The organism is Nocardioides sp., assembly GCF_035481145.1.
GTDB lineage: Bacteria > Actinomycetota > Actinomycetes > Propionibacteriales > Nocardioidaceae > Nocardioides.
Genome location: NZ_DATIHB010000202.1, coordinates 14,778 through 29,833, shown reverse-complemented (window position 1 = coordinate 29,833; position 15,056 = coordinate 14,778). Strand labels below are relative to the sequence as shown.

The following is a 15,056-nucleotide window of genomic DNA, read 5'->3' as shown; positions in this document are numbered from 1 at the left end:
CCTACAGCCTTCCCGCCGATGTCGAGTTCGTCTTCGTCGTCGCGGGCCGACTCGCGGTGACCCTCCGCGACGAGGAGGTCGTCCTCGAGCAGGGCGACACCCTCACCTTCACCCCCCACGTTCCCCACACGTTCCGCAGCGCCCTGGACGAGGGCACCACCCAGGTGCTCTGGGTCTTCTCGCCCGCGCTGCCCGCCCAGAGCTGAGGACCCCATGATCGAGAACGCCACCACTCCTGTCGGCCCCGTCGAGACTGTCGGCCCCGTCGACTCCTCGAAGACCCCGCGTTTCGCGGGCATCGCCACCTTCGCGCGCCTGCCGCGGCTGGAGGACGTCGGCCGCGCCGACATCGCAGTGATGGGCGTCCCGTTCGACAGCGGCGTCTCCTACCGCCCGGGCGCCCGCTTCGCCCCGGCGCAGATCCGCGAGGCGAGCCGGCTGCTCCGTCCCTACCACCCGGGGCTCGACGTCTCGCCGTTCGCTGCGGTGCAGGTGGCCGACGCGGGCGACATCGCCTGCAACCCCTACAACATCCCTGAGGCGCTCGACGCCGTGCAGGAGGGTGCGTCCACCCTGCTCGATGCCGGCTCGAAGCTGGTCACGATCGGCGGCGACCACACCATCGCGCTGCCGCTGCTGCGCGAGATGAAGCGCCGCCACGGTCCCGTCGCGCTGCTCCACTTCGACGCGCACCTCGACACCTGGGACACCTACTTCGGCGCCGACTACACCCACGGCACGCCGTTCCGCCGGGCCTTCGAGGAGGACCTGCTCGACACCGAGGCGCTGGCCCACGCCGGCATCCGCGGTCCGCTCTACTCCAAGGAGGACCTCACCGACGACGCGCGCATGGGCTTCGGCATCACCTCCGCGATGGACGTCATGAACCAGGGCGTCCCGGCCGTCGTCCAGGCGCTGCGCGAGCGGATCGGCGACCGTCCCCTGTACATCTCCATCGACATCGACTGCCTGGACCCGGCGCACGCCCCCGGGACCGGCACGCCCGAGGCCGGCGGTCTGACCAGTCGTGAGCTGCTCGGCATCCTCCGCGGCCTGGCCGGCACCAACATCGTCGGCGCCGACGTCGTCGAGGTCGCCCCGGCGTACGACCACGCGGACATCACCGCGGTCGCCGCCTCGCACGTCGCCTACGAGCTCGTCTCGCTGATGGCGCTGCAGGGTCGCTGATGAAGATCGCGGTCTGGCAGACGGGATCGGCCGACCTCGACCGGCTCCGCGCGCGGGCTCTCGAGGCCGCCGCCGAGGGAGCGCGCCTGCTCGTCACGCCCGAGGCCTTCACCAGCGGGTACGCCGTGCCCGGTGTCGCCGATCTCGCGCAGGCGGTTGACGGCCCGTGGCACGACGCCGTGGCAGAGATCGCGGCCGAGGCCGGTCTGGCGATCCTCTACGGGTTCCCCGAGCGCGACGGCGACCGGGTCTTCAACAGCGCCGCCCTGGTCGACACCGACGGCTCGGTGCTCGCCCTGCACCACAAGTGCCACCTCTACGGCGACGTCGACCTCTCGACGTACACGCCGGGCGACGGGTTCACCGCGCTCGCGGAGCTCGACGGTCTCACCGTCGGCATCGCGATCTGCTACGACGTCGAGTTCCCCGAGACGGTGCGGACGCTCGCGCTCGTGGGCGCCGACCTGGTCGCCGTCCCCACCGCGCTGATGCGCCCCTATGAGGTCGTCGCGCGCACGCTCGTGCCCGCGCGCGCCTACGAGAACCAGGTGTACCTCGCGTACGCCAACCGCAGTGGCTCCGAGGGCGACCTCGTCTACTGCGGCGAGAGCTGTGTGGTCGGCCCCGATGGCGCCGACCTCGCCCGTGCAGGCTCCGGTGACGAGCTGTTGCTGGCCGAGATCGATCCGGCCCGGCTCGCGGCCTCGCGTGCCGACAACACCCATCTCGGCGACCGTCGCCCCGAGCTGTACGGCGCCCTTGTCACAGGAGAGGAGGGCGCCCGATGACCTCGGCCGTCCCCACCAACGCCACCACCGACGGCGTCACCAAGCCGATCACGATGTTCGGCCCCGACTTCCCCTTCGCGTACGACGACTACGTCGCGCACCCCTCCGGGATCGGGTCGATCCCGGAGAGCGCCCACGGCACCCGCGTCGCCATCGTCGGCGGTGGCCTCTCGGGCATGCTCGCCGCGCGCGAGCTGCTGAAGATGGGCTTCCAGCCGGTCGTCTACGAGGCCGACCGGATCGGTGGCCGGATGCGCTCGGTGACCTTCGACGACCACCCGGACGCCGACGGGATCGTCGCCGAGATGGGCTCCATGCGGTTCCCTCCGTCGTCGACGACGCTGTTCCACTACCTCGACGAGATGGGGCTGGAGACGACGGAGTTCCCCAACCCGCTGTGCGAGGCCACGCCGAGCACGGTCGTCGACCTCAAGGGCGAGACCCACTACGCGCGCACGCTCGAGGACCTGCCGCCGGTCTACACCGAGGTCGCAGAGGCGTGGACCCGCACGCTGGAGGAGCACGCCGAGCTGGTGCCGCTTCAGGAGGCCATCCGGGCGCGCGACACCACGCGGATCAAGGAGATCTGGAACGGTCTCGTCGAGCGCTTCGACGACGAGACCTTCTACGGCTTCCTCGCCCGCAGCAAGGCGTTCCAGAGCTTCCGGCTGCGCGAGATCTTCGGCCAGGTCGGCTTCGGCACGGGTGGCTGGGACACCGACTACCCCAACTCGATCCTGGAGATCCTCCGCGTCGTCGTGACCGCCGCCGACGACCACCACCGCGGCATCACCGGAGGGTCGCAGCAGCTGCCGGAGCGGCTCTGGTCGCGACCGGTCGACGGCGCGGTGCACTGGCCGGAGGCGACGTCGGTGCAGTCCCTGCACGAGGGCGGCGTGCCGCGGCCCGCGGTCGTCGAGATCCGGCGTACGGAGCCGGACCGGTTCACGATCCACGACGCCGACGGCCGCATCGACACCTTCGACGCGGTCATCTACACCGCGCAGTCGTGGATGCTGCTCAACACGATCCGGGCCGACGAGCGGCTGCTGCCGATCGACCACTGGACCGCGATCGAGCGCACGCACTACATGGGCTCGAGCAAGGTCTTCGTGCTCGTCGACCGGCCGTTCTGGAAGGACATCGACCCGGCCACCGGCCGCGAGGTGATGAGCATGACGCTCACCGACCGGATGAGCCGTGGCACCTACCTGCTCGACCAGGGCGAGGGGAAGCCGGGCCTGATCTGCCTGAGCTACACCTGGTCCGACGACTCGCTCAAGCTGCTGCCGCTCGACGCGCAGGCGCGGGCCGACATCATGCTCAACTCGCTCGCCCAGATCTATCCCGGCGTCGACATCCGCTCGCACATCATCGCCACGCCGGTGACGATCTCGTGGGAGGCCGAGAAGGCGTTCATGGGTGCGTTCAAGGCGAACCTGCCGGGCCACTACCGCTACCAGGAGCGGCTCTACACGCACTTCATGCAGGACCGGCTCGCGCCGGCGTTCCGGGGGCTCTTCCTGGCCGGGGATGACGTGTCGTGGACCGCCGGCTGGGCCGAGGGTGCGGTGACCACCGCGCTCAACGCGGTCTGGGGCGTCATGCACCAGTTCGGCGGGTCGACCGCCCCGGAGAACCCCGGACCCGGTGACGTCTTCGACGAGATCGCGCCGCTGGCCCTCGAGGACTGAGGACGACGGAACCCGCCGGCACCGACCAACCCTGACGGCTGGGCCTCGTCAGCCAGGCCCGCCCGCCGAGCGGACGCGTGCGTGGATCCGGTCGAGCCCCCGGCGTACGGCGTCGGCGAGGCCGGCCTGCTCCAGGTCTCCGGCGAACTGCTCGTTGAGGCCGCCCGGGGTGGTGTGTGCCTGCGCCAGCGCGGCGAAGTCGACCTCCGGACGCGACAGCTCGTCGGTCAGCGAGGCGAAGGTCGCGGCGACGTAGCGGCCGGCGTCGACCGTGGCGACACCGCGATCGGCCAGCCACGACGTGATGGTGCCGAGGTAGTCGAAGTACGCCGCAACGGTGGCCGAGGCGCCGACGACCGCGTCGAACGACTCCTCGGTCTCGACCTGCAGGCTCGCGCCGAGCCGGTCGTAGAGCGTGGTCGCGGAGGGGGTCGCGGGAAAGACCGGCGTCGTGCCGCTGCGCGTGGCGACCGCCATGAGGGGGATGCTGCGCGCCACCTCCCTCGCCGGTGCGACCAGCGCGGCGAGGTCGTCGAAGGGGAGCGCCGCGACGGCGCTGACGACCCGATGGTCCGGGCGGAAGGTGAGCTGGCGCAGCACTTCGGGAGCTTGCTCCGGGAGCACGCCGACGAGGACCACATCGCTCGCGTCGAGCACGGCCTGGTTGGTCGTCGCCGTGCGGACCGTCGCGAATCGGGCAGAGAGCGTGGCGGCCCGGTCTGCGCTGCGCGGGGAGAGCACGACCTCCGGAGCGTCGTCGACCCCGTCGCACAGACCCGTCACGATCGCGCCGGCGATGGAGCCGACGCCGATGATGCCGTAGGTCGTCATGGGCCGAACGTACCCGTGGTTCACTCTCGCTCATGATGATGGCCCTCGACCTGCTCGCGATCTTCGTCTTCGGAGTCGCAGGCGGGTTGACCGCGGTGCGCATGGGCATGGACATCATGGGCGTGGCGGTGCTCGGCACCGTCTCCGGCATCGGCGGCGGCATGATGCGCGACGTCCTCATCGGGGCGGTGCCCTCGCCCCTGCTCTCCGACTGGCGCTACCTCTGCGCGCCGCTGGTCGGCGGGCTCCTCACCTTCTGGTTCCACCCCGCGATCGGGCGGCTCCAGGGCGCGATCAACGTCGTCGACGCTTTCGGCCTCGGCCTCTTCACGGTCGCCGGCGCGGTGAAGGCGACCGAGCACGGCCTCGGGCCTGTGCCCGCGATCGTGCTCGGCGTGATGACCGGCGTCGGCGGGGGCGTGCTCCGCGACGTCCTCACCCGGCAGGTCCCCGAGCTGCTCCGCGCCGGAAGCCAGCTCTACGCCACGACCGCGCTGGTCGGTGCGGCACTCACGGTCGCCGCGATGCGGCTCGACGCACCGACCGTTGCCGTCGTCCTGATCGGTGTCGTCGCGACGACCGGCTTCCGGCTCCTCACGATCTGGCGCGGCTGGACCGCTCCGAGCCCCGTCGTCAGCCGCTGATCGTCAGCACATCGCCGATGGAGACCGTCCCCGCCGTGACCACCGTGGCGTAGACCCCGAACGCCGCGCCCGGGCCGAGGGGCGTCTCCTGCCGCCCGCGGTAGCCGATGATCCGCCGCAGCGTCTGGAGGTCGACCTGCCCGGAGTCCGGGTGGCGCGTCGTGGCGGCGCACCGCTTGACCAGCCCGCCGCCGCGCAGGACGGTGCTGCCCACCGCGATCTCCTGGCCCTGCCAGCCGTCTTCCGCGTGCGCCTCGCCGCCCTCGAACTCGATGAGCATGCGGAACCGTCGGGCGTCCACACCGGTCAGCCCCGAGCGGCGGGCGAGCTCGGCGACGGAGGCGGAGCCGACCAGCGTCGCCGGGAACACGTCGTACGCCGGGGTGTGGGCGTGCACGAGCCGTACCGGCTTGCCCAGGATGTCGGAGAAGAGGTCGTGCCAGCCGCCGTCGACGTACGCCCCGGGGCTGGTGCGGAGGCCGTGGAGGTCGACCTCGAGCGGGTCGCCGTCCTCGACGACGCCGCTCAGGAGCAGCTCGTCGCGCCGCCACACGGAGAGGCGGCGCTGCGCCGCGTCGTACTCGGAGCGGAGCGTGAGGAGTGCCTGGTTGTGGGTGCAGCTCTGGAGCGCGCCCGTCGCGTCGACGAGGTGGAACTGCCGGTCGCCGGGCACGCCGCTCGCGGTGATGTCGACCGACGTCGGGTGCTGGAGCTGTAGTCCCTTGATCGGAGTGATCGACAGGCACCTGATGCGGTAGGGCACGCCGCGAGCCTACGGCGCGCAGGCTCGCGCCGCTTCGGCGTACGCCGGGTGCAGGTTCGGGCCGCTTCGGCGTACGCCGGGTGCAGGTTCGGGCCGCCTCGGCGTAGGCCCGGTGCAACTACGCGCCGCCTCGGCGGGATCGGGACAGACCGAGCATCGAGGTACGCGCAGTTTTTCCTGCTCCACCCCCTTGACGTCATCTACGTCACACCTGCATTGTTGCTTTTAACGCAATGCAGTGCAGATTACGCAACAGGAGGACCAACCCCATGGTCGGACGCAAGACCGTCATCATCGGTGCGGGAGTGGTGGGCGCAGCGCTCGCCGACGAGCTCTCCGCGCTCGGCTGGACGGACATCACGGTCCTCGACCAGGGCGACCTGCCGGCCACGGGTGGTTCGACCTCCCACGCGCCCGGTCTGGTCTTCCAGGCCAGCGGCAGCAAGGTCCTGACCGAGCTGGCGACGTACACCGTCGAGAAGTTCGTCGACCTGCAGCACGAGGGCAACTCCTGCTTCCTCCAGGTCGGTGGCCTCGAGGTCGCGACCACGCCGGAGCGCCTCGCCGAGCTGCACCGCCGCCACGGCTGGCTCACCTCCTGGGGCGTCGAGGCGGAGATCGTCGACGTCGACCGCTGCCTCGAGCTGCACGACCTCCTCGACCGCGACGCGATCCTCGGTGGCCTCTACTGCCCGACCGACGGCCTGGCCAAGGCGGTCTGGGCGGTCGACGCGCAGATCGAGCGCGCCAAGGCCCGCGGCGTGCGGTTCCTCGGCCGCCACGAGGTCACCGACATCACCGTCGAGAACGACCAGGTCACCGCGGTCGTGACGAACCAGGGCGAGTTCCCCGCCGACATCGTCGTCTCCTGCGCCGGCATCTGGGGCCCGAAGGTCGCCTCGCTCGTGGGCCTCGACCTCCCGCTCACCCCGCTCGCCCACCAGCTCGCCTGGACCGGCGACGTCCCGAAGCAGAAGGGCCAGACGCAGGAGGCGCTCCGTCCGATCCTGCGCCACCAGGACTCCGGCCTCTACTACCGCGACAACTTCGAGGGCCAGGGCATCGGCTACTACCACCACAAGCCGATGCCGTACCTCGCGACGGACATCCGCTCCATGGAGGAGGCCGACAAGACCGGCCACATGCCCTCGGTCATGGAGTTCACCCCCGAGGACTTCGAGCCCGCCTGGGCCGAGACCCAGCGCCTGCTGCCCTCGACTGCGGAGACCAAGGTCGAGGAGGGCATCAACGGCCTCTTCTCCTTCACCACCGACGGTATGCCGCTGCTCGGCGAGTCCCGCGAGGTCAAGGGCTTCTGGGTCGCCGAGGCCGTGTGGGTCACCCACTCCGCCGGCGTCGGCCGCGCCGTCGCCGAGTGGATCGCCAACGGCTACTGCGAGTCGTGGGACATCCACGAGTGCGACGTCAACCGCTTCGAGGCCTACCAGGTCGCCCCCGACTACGTCCTCGAGCGTGACTGCCAGAACTTCCGCGAGGTCTACGACATCCTGCACCCGCTGCAGCCGATGGACTCCCCGCGCGACGTCCGCCTCTCGCCGTTCCACGCCCGCGAGGTCGAGCTCGACGCGTTCTTCCTGCCGGCCAACGGCTGGGAGCGCCCGCACTGGTACGGCGCGAACGCCGGCCTGCTCGACCGCTTCGAGGTCCCGACCCCCAACGACTGGGCCGCGAAGTACTGGAACCCGATCGTCGGCGCCGAGGCGCAGGCGACGCGTGAGGGCGTCGCGATGTACGACATGACCGCCCTCAAGCGGATCAACGTCACCGGTCCGGGCGTCGTGGACTTCCTCCAGAAGCTCTGCACCAACGACATCGACAAGACCGTCGGCGCGGTGGTCTACACGCTGCTCCTCGACGTCGACGGCGGCATCCGCTCCGACATCACCGTGGCCCGCCTGGGCAAGGACCACTACCAGGTCGGCGCCAACGGCGAGCTCGACATCGACTGGTTCGAGCGCCACCTCCCCGAGGACGGCACCGTCCAGATCACCGACATCACGCCGGGCACCTGCTGCATCGGCCTGTGGGGCCCGAAGGCCCGCGAGGTGCTCGCCACGATCACCGACGCGGACATGACGAACGACGGCCTGAAGTACTTCCGCGCCAAGAAGCTCACGATCGGCAACGTCCCGGTCACTGCCTGGCGCCTGTCGTACGTCGGTGAGCTCGGCTGGGAGATCTACACGACCGCCGACCTCGGTCAGCGCCTGTGGGACACGATCTGGGAGGCCGGCCAGGAGCACGGCATCATCGCTGCCGGTCGTGGCGCCTTCAACAGCCTCCGCCTGGAGAAGGGCTACCGCTCCTTCGGTGGCGACATGACCAACGAGCACGACCCCTACGAGGCCGGCCTCGGCTTCGCGGTGAAGCTCGACAAGGGCGACTTCCTCGGTCGCGACGCGCTGATCGAGCGCAAGGCGAACCAGACGAGGACGCTGGCCTGCCTGACGATCGACAGCACCGAGGACGTCGTCCTGGGCAAGGAGCCGGTCTTCGCGGGCGGCGAGCCGGTCGGCTACGTCACCTCCGCGGCGTACGGCTACACGATCGAGAAGGGCATCGCCTACGCGTGGCTGCCGCTCGAGGTCGCCGAGGTCGGCACCGAGGTCGAGATCGGCTACTTCGACAAGCGGGTCCCGGCCGTCGTCACCGCCGAGCCGCTCTTCGACCCCAAGATGACCCGCCTCCGCGGCTGATCGCCCCCTTCTCCTTCCTTCTCTCACCACTTTTCTCATCCGGAGGTTCCCCGTGAGTTTCAAGACCGCTCCCGCGGCCAACATGGCCGAGATCGCCGCCATGGTCGAGCGCCGCGAGGTGGGCTACAGCCTCGAGTCCGCGTTCTACGCCAGCCAGGAGGTCTACGACCTCGACATCAAGGCGATCTTCGGCCAGCACTGGATCTTCGTCGCCTCCGAGGCCGAGATCCCCGACGAGGGTGACTTCATCACGGTCGAGATCGACACCCAGTCGATCATCGTCGTCCGCGACGACGACGGGACGGTCCGCGCGATCCGCAACGTCTGCCGTCACCGCGGCTCCCGGCTCCTCGAGGACCCGTGCGGCTCGGTCGGCAACATCGTGTGCCCCTACCACCAGTGGACCTACCGTCCCGACGGCGAGCTCATGTACGCCGAGAGCCAGTCGCCGTCGTTCGACAAGTCGAAGTTCAACCTGAAGCAGGTCCACGTCCGCACCGTCGGCGGCCTGATCTTCATCTGCCTGGCCGACGAGCCGCCGACCGACTTCGACGAGGTCGCGTCGGTCATCGAGCCCTACCTGCGCTCCTACAAGATCGCCGAGGCGAAGGTCGCCCACCAGACCGATCTGGTGGAGAACGGCAACTGGAAGCTCGTCATGGAGAACAACCGCGAGTGCCACCACTGCGACGCCTCGCACCCCGAGCTGATCACGTCGTACTTCCCGTTCCTGCGCTACGACGAGTCCGACATCACCCCGCGCCTGCAGCCGCTCTACGAGCGCTACCTCCAGGCGACCAAGGACCTCGACGACGTCTGCAAGGACAACGGCGTTCCGCGCGAGCTCGTCCACGAGCTCGACACCCGCGAGACCGGCTTCATGATCATGCGCCTCCCGCTCGACGGTGACGGTGCCTCGTTCGGCATCGACGGTGCCCAGCTCTGCACGAAGCTGATGGGTGACGCGCCCACCGCCAAGTTCGGCGACCTCTCGCTGCACATGCAGCCGAACTCCTGGTTCCACTTCCTCGGCGACCACGTCATCGTCTTCAGCGTCCTGCCGCTCGGCCCGGACAAGTCGATGGTCCGCACCACGTGGCTGGTCCACGCGGACGCCGTCGAGGGCGAGGACTACACGGTCGAGAACCTCACCAGCGTCTGGAAGGCGACCAACGACCAGGACCGCGTCCTCGTCGAGAAGACCCAGCGCGGCGTCACTGACCCCGGCTACGTCGGTGGTCCCTACGCGCTGATCGAGGACGACGTCGAGGCCTTCCTCAACTGGTACGTCGGCCGGCTCCACGCCTACCTCGAGCCGACCCGCGAGAGCGCGGAGCGTCTCGGCCACCTCAACGCCGTCGCGGCGCAGTAACCCTCACCTGATCCCCGTTACCTGATCTCCGGGAGCAACGACATGTCCACCCAGGCACTCGAAGGCCTCGTGCCGTCCCTGCAGTCTCCGGTCTGCTGGGCGGAGGAGGACGAGACCGTGCTGGTATGCACCGCGGTCAGCGACGTCACGCACGACGTCAAGAACTTCGTGTTCGAGCCGGAGGGCGACCAGCTCTTCGAGTTCGACGCGGGCCAGTTCCTGACGCTCAAGCTCGACATCGACGGCACCCCGGTCAACCGGTGCTACACGATCTCGTCGCCGCCGACCCGCCCCAACCGCATCGCCATCACGGTGAAGCGCGTCCAGGGCGGCAAGGTCTCCAACTGGGTCCACGACAACATCGTTCCCGGCAGCAAGGTTCCGGTGCTGGCGCCGCTGGGTGCCTTCACCCTGGCCCGCAAGCCGGCGGAGAAGCTCCTCTTCCTCTCCGCCGGCAGCGGGATCACCCCGCTGATGTCGATGCTGCGCACGCTCTACGACCTCGGGTCGGACGCGGACGTGGTCTTCCTGCACAGCGCCCGGACGCCGAGCGACATCGTCTTCCGCAGCGAGCTCGCAGCGATCGAGACGCTCATGCCCAACCTCCGGGTCGTGCACATCTGCGAGGCCGACTACCCGTCGGAGCGCTGGGGCGGCATGCGGGGACGCATCTCGCCGGCGATGCTCCAGACGATCGTCCCGGACTTCCAGGAGCGCATGACCTTCAACTGCGGCCCCGCGCCCTACATGGAGGCGGTCCGCCGGATCCTCGGCGAGCTCGACTACGACATGGCGAGCTACCACGAGGAGAGCTTCAACTTCGACGACCCGTCGATCCCGGGTGCGACGCCGCCGCCCGAGGGCGTCGCCTACGAGGACATCGCTGCACCCGCGGCCCCGGGCGGCGACGACGGCGTGGCGACCTTCTCCGTGGAGTTCACCAAGAGCGGCAAGACCGTCACCTGCCGCGCCGACGAGAACGTCCTCGACGCGGCGCTCGCCGCCGGCGTCCGCCTCGCCTCGTCCTGCAGCCAGGGCATGTGCGGCACCTGCAAGATCCCGAAGCTCTCCGGCGAGGTCGAGATGAACCACAACGGCGGTATCCGACCCAAGGAGGTCACCGCCGGAAAGATCCTCGCCTGCTGTTCCAAGCCACTCAGCGACCTCTCGCTCGACGCCTGATCCGCCAGCAGTTCCCACCACCCCAGGCCCCACGCCGTCACCACCCGAAGCAAGAAACGGAGTCACCCCCATGGCTGACAATCGAGTCGTCGTCTACGCAGGACCTGGTCAGGTCGCGATCGAGAACACCGAGTTCCCCAAGCTGGAGATCCCGGCCGAGGTCGCGCAGGGGCTGGGCATCAAGCAGGCCGCTCCGCACGCCGTGATCCTCAAGCTGGTCACGACCAACATCTGCGGCTCGGACCAGCACATGGTCCGTGGTCGTACGACGGCTCCGGTGGGCCAGACGCTCGGCCACGAGATCACCGGCGAGATCGTCGAGATCGGTGACGACGTCCTCTTCCACAAGGTCGGAGACATCTGCTCGGTCCCGTTCAACATCGCCTGTGGTCGCTGCCGCATGTGCAACGAGGGCAAGACCGGCATCTGCCTCAACGTCAACCCGGCCCGCGCGGGCGCCGCCTACGGCTACGTCGACATGGGCGGCTGGGTCGGTGGCCAGGCCGAGTACGTGATGATCCCGTTCGCGGACTTCAACCTGCTCCGCTTCCCGGACCGCGACGCCGCGCTCGAGAAGATCCTCGACCTCACGATGCTCTCCGACATCTTCCCGACGGGCTACCACGGCGCCTACACCGCCGGCGTGACCACCGGCTCCACGGTGTACGTCGCCGGTGCCGGCCCGGTCGGCCTCGCCGCGGCGTACTCCGCGCAGCTGCTCGGTGCCTCGACGGTCATCGTCGGCGACATGAACGCCGACCGCCTCGCGCAGGCCGCCAGCTTCGGCTGCGAGGTCGCCGACCTGTCCAAGGGTGACTCCCTGGCCGACATCGTCGCCGACATCCTCGGTGAGCCCGAGGTCGACGCCGCCGTCGATGCCGTCGGCTTCGAGGCGCGTGGCCACGGCGCCGGTGCCGCCGAGGCGCCCGCGACCGTCCTCAACGACATCATGGACATCTCGCGCGCCGGTGCCTCGCTCGGCATCCCCGGCCTCTACGTGACCGGCGACCCGGGTGCCGTCGACGAGGCCGCGAAGATCGGCCAGATCGGCGTCCGCCTCGGCCTCGGCTGGGCGAAGTCCCACACGCTCGTCACCGGCCAGTGCCCGGTCAAGCAGTACAACCGCCAGCTGATGAACCTGATCCTCGCGGACAAGGCCCACATCGCGAAGGCCGTCAACGCCACCACGATCAGCCTCGACGAGGCCGCCCAGGGCTACGCCGCGTTCGACAAGGGCGCCGCCCAGAAGTTCGTCATCGACCCGCACGGCATGGTCCGGGCCTGATTTCCGAGATGAGTGACCAGATGACCACCCAGCTTTCCGCCTCCGTGCTCGACCAGAGCCTCGCCGACTTCGACCCCGAGGTCGCCGAGCAGATCGAGCGCGAGCTGGTCCGCCAGCAGACGACCCTCGAGATGATCGCCTCGGAGAACTTCGCCCCGACCGCGGTCATGCAGGCCCAGGGCTCCGTCCTGACCAACAAGTACGCCGAGGGCTACCCCGGTCGCCGCTACTACGGCGGCTGCGAGAACGTCGACGTCATCGAGCAGCTCGCGATCGACCGGATCAAGGAGCTCTTCGGTGCCGAGGCCGCCAACGTCCAGCCGCACTCCGGCGCCCAGGCCAACGCCGCCGCCATGTTCGCGCTGATCAACCCGGGCGACACGATCCTCGGCCTCGACCTCGCGCACGGCGGTCACCTGACCCACGGCATGCGGATCAACTTCTCCGGCAAGCTCTACAACGTCGTGGCCTACCAGGTCTCGCCCGACGACTTCCGGATCGACATGGCCGAGGTCGAGCGCCTCGCCGTCGAGCACAAGCCGAAGCTGATCGTCGCCGGCTGGTCGGCGTACCCCCGCCAGCTCGACTTCGCGGAGTTCCGCCGGATCGCCGACAAGGTCGGTGCCTACCTGATGGTCGACATGGCGCACTTCGCCGGCCTGGTCGCGACGGGTCTCCACCCGAGCCCCGTGCCGTACGCCGACGTCGTCACCACCACCACGCACAAGACCCTCGGCGGTCCGCGTGGCGGCGTGATCCTCTCCAAGGAGGCGCTGGCCAAGAAGATCAACTCGGCTGTCTTCCCCGGTCAGCAGGGCGGCCCGCTCGAGCACGTGATCGCGGCCAAGGCCGTCGCCTTCAAGATGGCGCTCGAGCCGGCGTTCAAGGAGCGCCAGCAGCGCACGCTCGAGGGTGCCCAGATCATCGCGGGCCGCCTCGCGCACGCCGACGTTGCGGAGGCCGGCATCACCGTCCTGTCCGGCGGCACCGACGTCCACCTCGTGCTCGTCGACCTTCGTGACGCGGAGATCAACGGCCAGGAGGCCGAGGACCGGCTGCACGCGGTCGGCATCACGGTCAACCGCAACGCGGTGCCGTTCGACCCGCGTCCGCCGATGGTCTCCTCCGGCGTCCGCATCGGCACCCCGGCACTGGCCACGCGTGGCTTCGACGCCGAGGCGTTCGGCGAGGTTGCCGACGTCATCGCCGAGACCCTCGCCGGCTCCGGTGACGCCGACCAGCTGCAGAAGCTGCGCAACCGTGTCGAGGCACTGGCCGAGCGCTTCCCGCTCTACGCCGACGCCAACCTCCCCACCAGCATCGGCGCGTCCGCCGGATCGGTGGTCTGAGATGGGCAACCCGTTCCCGGGCGAGCACCCCGAGTGGCTCTGGCGCGACCCCGACCCGAAGTCGTCGTACGACGCGATCGTGATCGGCGGCGGTGGCCACGGCCTCGCCACGGCGTACTACCTCGCCAAGAACCACGGCATGACCAACATCGCCATCCTGGAGAAGGGGTGGCTGGCCGGCGGCAACATGGCCCGCAACACCACGATCATCCGGTCGAACTACCTCTGGGACGAGTCGGCGGCGATCTACGAGCACGCGCTCAAGCTGTGGGAGGAGCTCCCCGAGGAGCTCGAGTACGACTTCCTCTTCAGCCAGCGCGGCGTGCTCAACCTCGCCCACTCGATGCAGGACGTCCGTGACTCCGTACGCCGCGTGGAGGCGAACCGCCTCAACGGTGTCGACGCGGAGTTCCTGACGCCCGAGGAGGTCGCGAAGGTCTGCCCGATCGTCAACATCTCCGAGGACGTCCGCTACCCCGTCCTGGGTGCGACCTTCCAGCCGCGCGCCGGCATTGCCAAGCACGACCACGTGGCGTGGGCCTTCGCGCGGGCCTGTGACGCGATGGGTGTCGACATCATCCAGAACTGCGAGGTCACCGGCTTCATCAAGGACGGCAACCGGGTCACCGGTGTCGAGACCACCCGCGGCCGGATCCTCTCCGACACCGTCGGGATGGTCGCGGCGGGACACTCCAGCGTGCTCGCCGAGAAGGCCGGCTTCCGGCTGCCGGTGCAGTCGCACCCGCTGCAGGCCCTGGTCTCGGAGCTCTACGAGCCGGTGCACCCCACGGTCGTCATGTCCAACTACGTCCACGTCTACGTCTCGCAGGCGCACAAGGGCGAGCTGGTCATGGGCGCCGGCGTCGACCAGTACAACGGCTACGGCCAGCGCGGCTCCTTCCACGTGATCGAACACCAGATGGCGGCAGCGCTGGAGCTCTTCCCGATCTTCGGGCGGGCCCACCTGCTGCGCACCTGGGGCGGCATCGTCGACGTCTGCCCCGACGCCTCGCCGATCATCGGCGGCACCCCGGTCGACGGCCTCTACGTCAACGCCGGGTGGGGCACGGGTGGCTTCAAGGCCACGCCGGCCGCCGGCTGGGCGATGGCGCACACGATGGCCACGGGTGAGTCGCACGAGCTCAACAAGCCGTTCGGCCTGGAGCGCTTCACCACCGGTCACCTCATCGACGAGCACGGCGCCGCCGGCGTCGCGCACTGATCCCCAGACCTAGCGAAAGAG

The 15,056-nt window shown here is 69.7% G+C and carries 13 protein-coding genes; 11 read left to right on the top strand and 2 right to left on the bottom strand.

Going from position 1 to position 15,056, the window contains the following annotated elements; genetic code table 11:
• The 4 genes from VLF38_RS16065 to VLF38_RS16050 form a co-directional block, all read left to right on the top strand.
• On the top strand, positions 1–206 hold a 206-nt coding region (locus VLF38_RS16065; protein ID WP_325272248.1), incomplete at its 5' end, for a cupin domain-containing protein.
• A gap of 7 nt (positions 207–213) precedes the next feature.
• Positions 214–1,188: an agmatinase gene (gene speB, locus VLF38_RS16060; RefSeq protein ID WP_325272247.1), complete on the top strand. Its 975-nt coding sequence runs from the start codon at positions 214–216 to the stop codon at positions 1,186–1,188.
• On the top strand, positions 1,188–1,976 hold the full coding sequence (locus VLF38_RS16055; protein ID WP_325272246.1) for a carbon-nitrogen hydrolase family protein: 789 nt from the start codon (positions 1,188–1,190) through the stop codon (positions 1,974–1,976). The genes speB and VLF38_RS16055 overlap by 1 nt, the downstream gene beginning before the upstream one ends.
• The gene (locus tag VLF38_RS16050) at positions 1,973–3,670 is read left to right on the top strand and encodes a flavin monoamine oxidase family protein (protein WP_325272245.1); all 1,698 of its coding nucleotides are present in this window, start codon (positions 1,973–1,975) and stop codon (positions 3,668–3,670) included. The genes VLF38_RS16055 and VLF38_RS16050 overlap by 4 nt, the downstream gene beginning before the upstream one ends.
• A gap of 48 nt (positions 3,671–3,718) precedes the next feature.
• Here VLF38_RS16050 and VLF38_RS16045 read toward each other — a convergent pair whose 3' ends face one another.
• Positions 3,719–4,501 carry an NAD(P)-binding domain-containing protein gene (locus VLF38_RS16045; protein ID WP_325272244.1) on the bottom strand — a complete coding sequence of 261 codons (783 nt, stop codon included), beginning with the start codon at positions 4,499–4,501 and terminating at the stop codon, positions 3,719–3,721.
• Positions 4,502–4,533: 32 nt separating this feature from the next.
• On the opposite strand from VLF38_RS16045, the gene VLF38_RS16040 reads away from it, so the two are divergent.
• Positions 4,534–5,145 carry a trimeric intracellular cation channel family protein gene (locus VLF38_RS16040; RefSeq protein ID WP_325272243.1) on the top strand — a complete coding sequence of 204 codons (612 nt, stop codon included), beginning with the start codon at positions 4,534–4,536 and terminating at the stop codon, positions 5,143–5,145.
• On the opposite strand, the gene VLF38_RS16035 is transcribed toward VLF38_RS16040, so the two are convergent.
• A complete protein-coding gene (locus VLF38_RS16035) occupies positions 5,135–5,908 on the bottom strand; it encodes an MOSC domain-containing protein (RefSeq protein ID WP_325272242.1) in 774 nt (257 codons plus the stop codon). The two genes, VLF38_RS16040 and VLF38_RS16035, sit on opposite strands and share 11 nt — an antisense overlap.
• A 269-nt stretch (positions 5,909–6,177) precedes the next feature.
• Here VLF38_RS16035 and VLF38_RS16030 point away from each other — a divergent pair, with 269 nt between their 5' ends.
• From VLF38_RS16030 to VLF38_RS16005, 6 genes are all read left to right on the top strand, one after another.
• Positions 6,178–8,625 carry an FAD-dependent oxidoreductase gene (locus VLF38_RS16030; RefSeq protein ID WP_325272241.1) on the top strand — a complete coding sequence of 816 codons (2,448 nt, stop codon included), beginning with the start codon at positions 6,178–6,180 and terminating at the stop codon, positions 8,623–8,625.
• 52 nt (positions 8,626–8,677) lie between these two features.
• A complete protein-coding gene (locus tag VLF38_RS16025; RefSeq protein WP_325272240.1) occupies positions 8,678–9,997 on the top strand; it encodes an aromatic ring-hydroxylating dioxygenase subunit alpha in 1,320 nt (439 codons plus the stop codon).
• Positions 9,998–10,039: 42 nt separating this feature from the next.
• Positions 10,040–11,179 (top strand): FAD-binding oxidoreductase, encoded by a 1,140-nt coding sequence (locus VLF38_RS16020; RefSeq protein ID WP_325272239.1) that lies wholly within the window; start codon positions 10,040–10,042, stop codon positions 11,177–11,179.
• 70 nt (positions 11,180–11,249) lie between these two features.
• Positions 11,250–12,464 carry a formaldehyde dehydrogenase, glutathione-independent gene (gene fdhA, locus VLF38_RS16015; protein ID WP_325272238.1) on the top strand — a complete coding sequence of 405 codons (1,215 nt, stop codon included), beginning with the start codon at positions 11,250–11,252 and terminating at the stop codon, positions 12,462–12,464.
• Positions 12,465–12,484: 20 nt separating this feature from the next.
• Complete coding sequence (glyA, locus tag VLF38_RS16010) at positions 12,485–13,813, top strand: serine hydroxymethyltransferase (RefSeq protein ID WP_325272237.1); 1,329 nt, start codon at positions 12,485–12,487, stop codon at positions 13,811–13,813.
• Position 13,814: 1 nt separating this feature from the next.
• Positions 13,815–15,035 carry a sarcosine oxidase subunit beta family protein gene (locus tag VLF38_RS16005; protein WP_325272236.1) on the top strand — a complete coding sequence of 407 codons (1,221 nt, stop codon included), beginning with the start codon at positions 13,815–13,817 and terminating at the stop codon, positions 15,033–15,035.
• Positions 15,036–15,056: the final 21 nt, after the last annotated feature.

Excerpts from the sequence above, each read along its gene's own strand:
- speB (WP_325272247.1), top strand. The coding sequence starts at position 214 with ATGATCGAGAACGCCACCACTCCTGTCGGCCCCGTCGAGACTGTCGGC.
- VLF38_RS16055 (WP_325272246.1), top strand. The coding sequence starts at position 1,188 with ATGAAGATCGCGGTCTGGCAGACGGGATCGGCCGACCTCGACCGGCTC.
- VLF38_RS16050 (WP_325272245.1), top strand. The coding sequence starts at position 1,973 with ATGACCTCGGCCGTCCCCACCAACGCCACCACCGACGGCGTCACCAAG.
- VLF38_RS16045 (WP_325272244.1), bottom strand. The coding sequence starts at position 4,501 with ATGACGACCTACGGCATCATCGGCGTCGGCTCCATCGCCGGCGCGATC.
- VLF38_RS16040 (WP_325272243.1), top strand. The coding sequence starts at position 4,534 with ATGATGATGGCCCTCGACCTGCTCGCGATCTTCGTCTTCGGAGTCGCA.
- VLF38_RS16030 (WP_325272241.1), top strand. The coding sequence starts at position 6,178 with ATGGTCGGACGCAAGACCGTCATCATCGGTGCGGGAGTGGTGGGCGCA.
- VLF38_RS16020 (WP_325272239.1), top strand. The coding sequence starts at position 10,040 with ATGTCCACCCAGGCACTCGAAGGCCTCGTGCCGTCCCTGCAGTCTCCG.
- fdhA (WP_325272238.1), top strand. The coding sequence starts at position 11,250 with ATGGCTGACAATCGAGTCGTCGTCTACGCAGGACCTGGTCAGGTCGCG.
- glyA (WP_325272237.1), top strand. The coding sequence starts at position 12,485 with ATGACCACCCAGCTTTCCGCCTCCGTGCTCGACCAGAGCCTCGCCGAC.
- VLF38_RS16005 (WP_325272236.1), top strand. The coding sequence starts at position 13,815 with ATGGGCAACCCGTTCCCGGGCGAGCACCCCGAGTGGCTCTGGCGCGAC.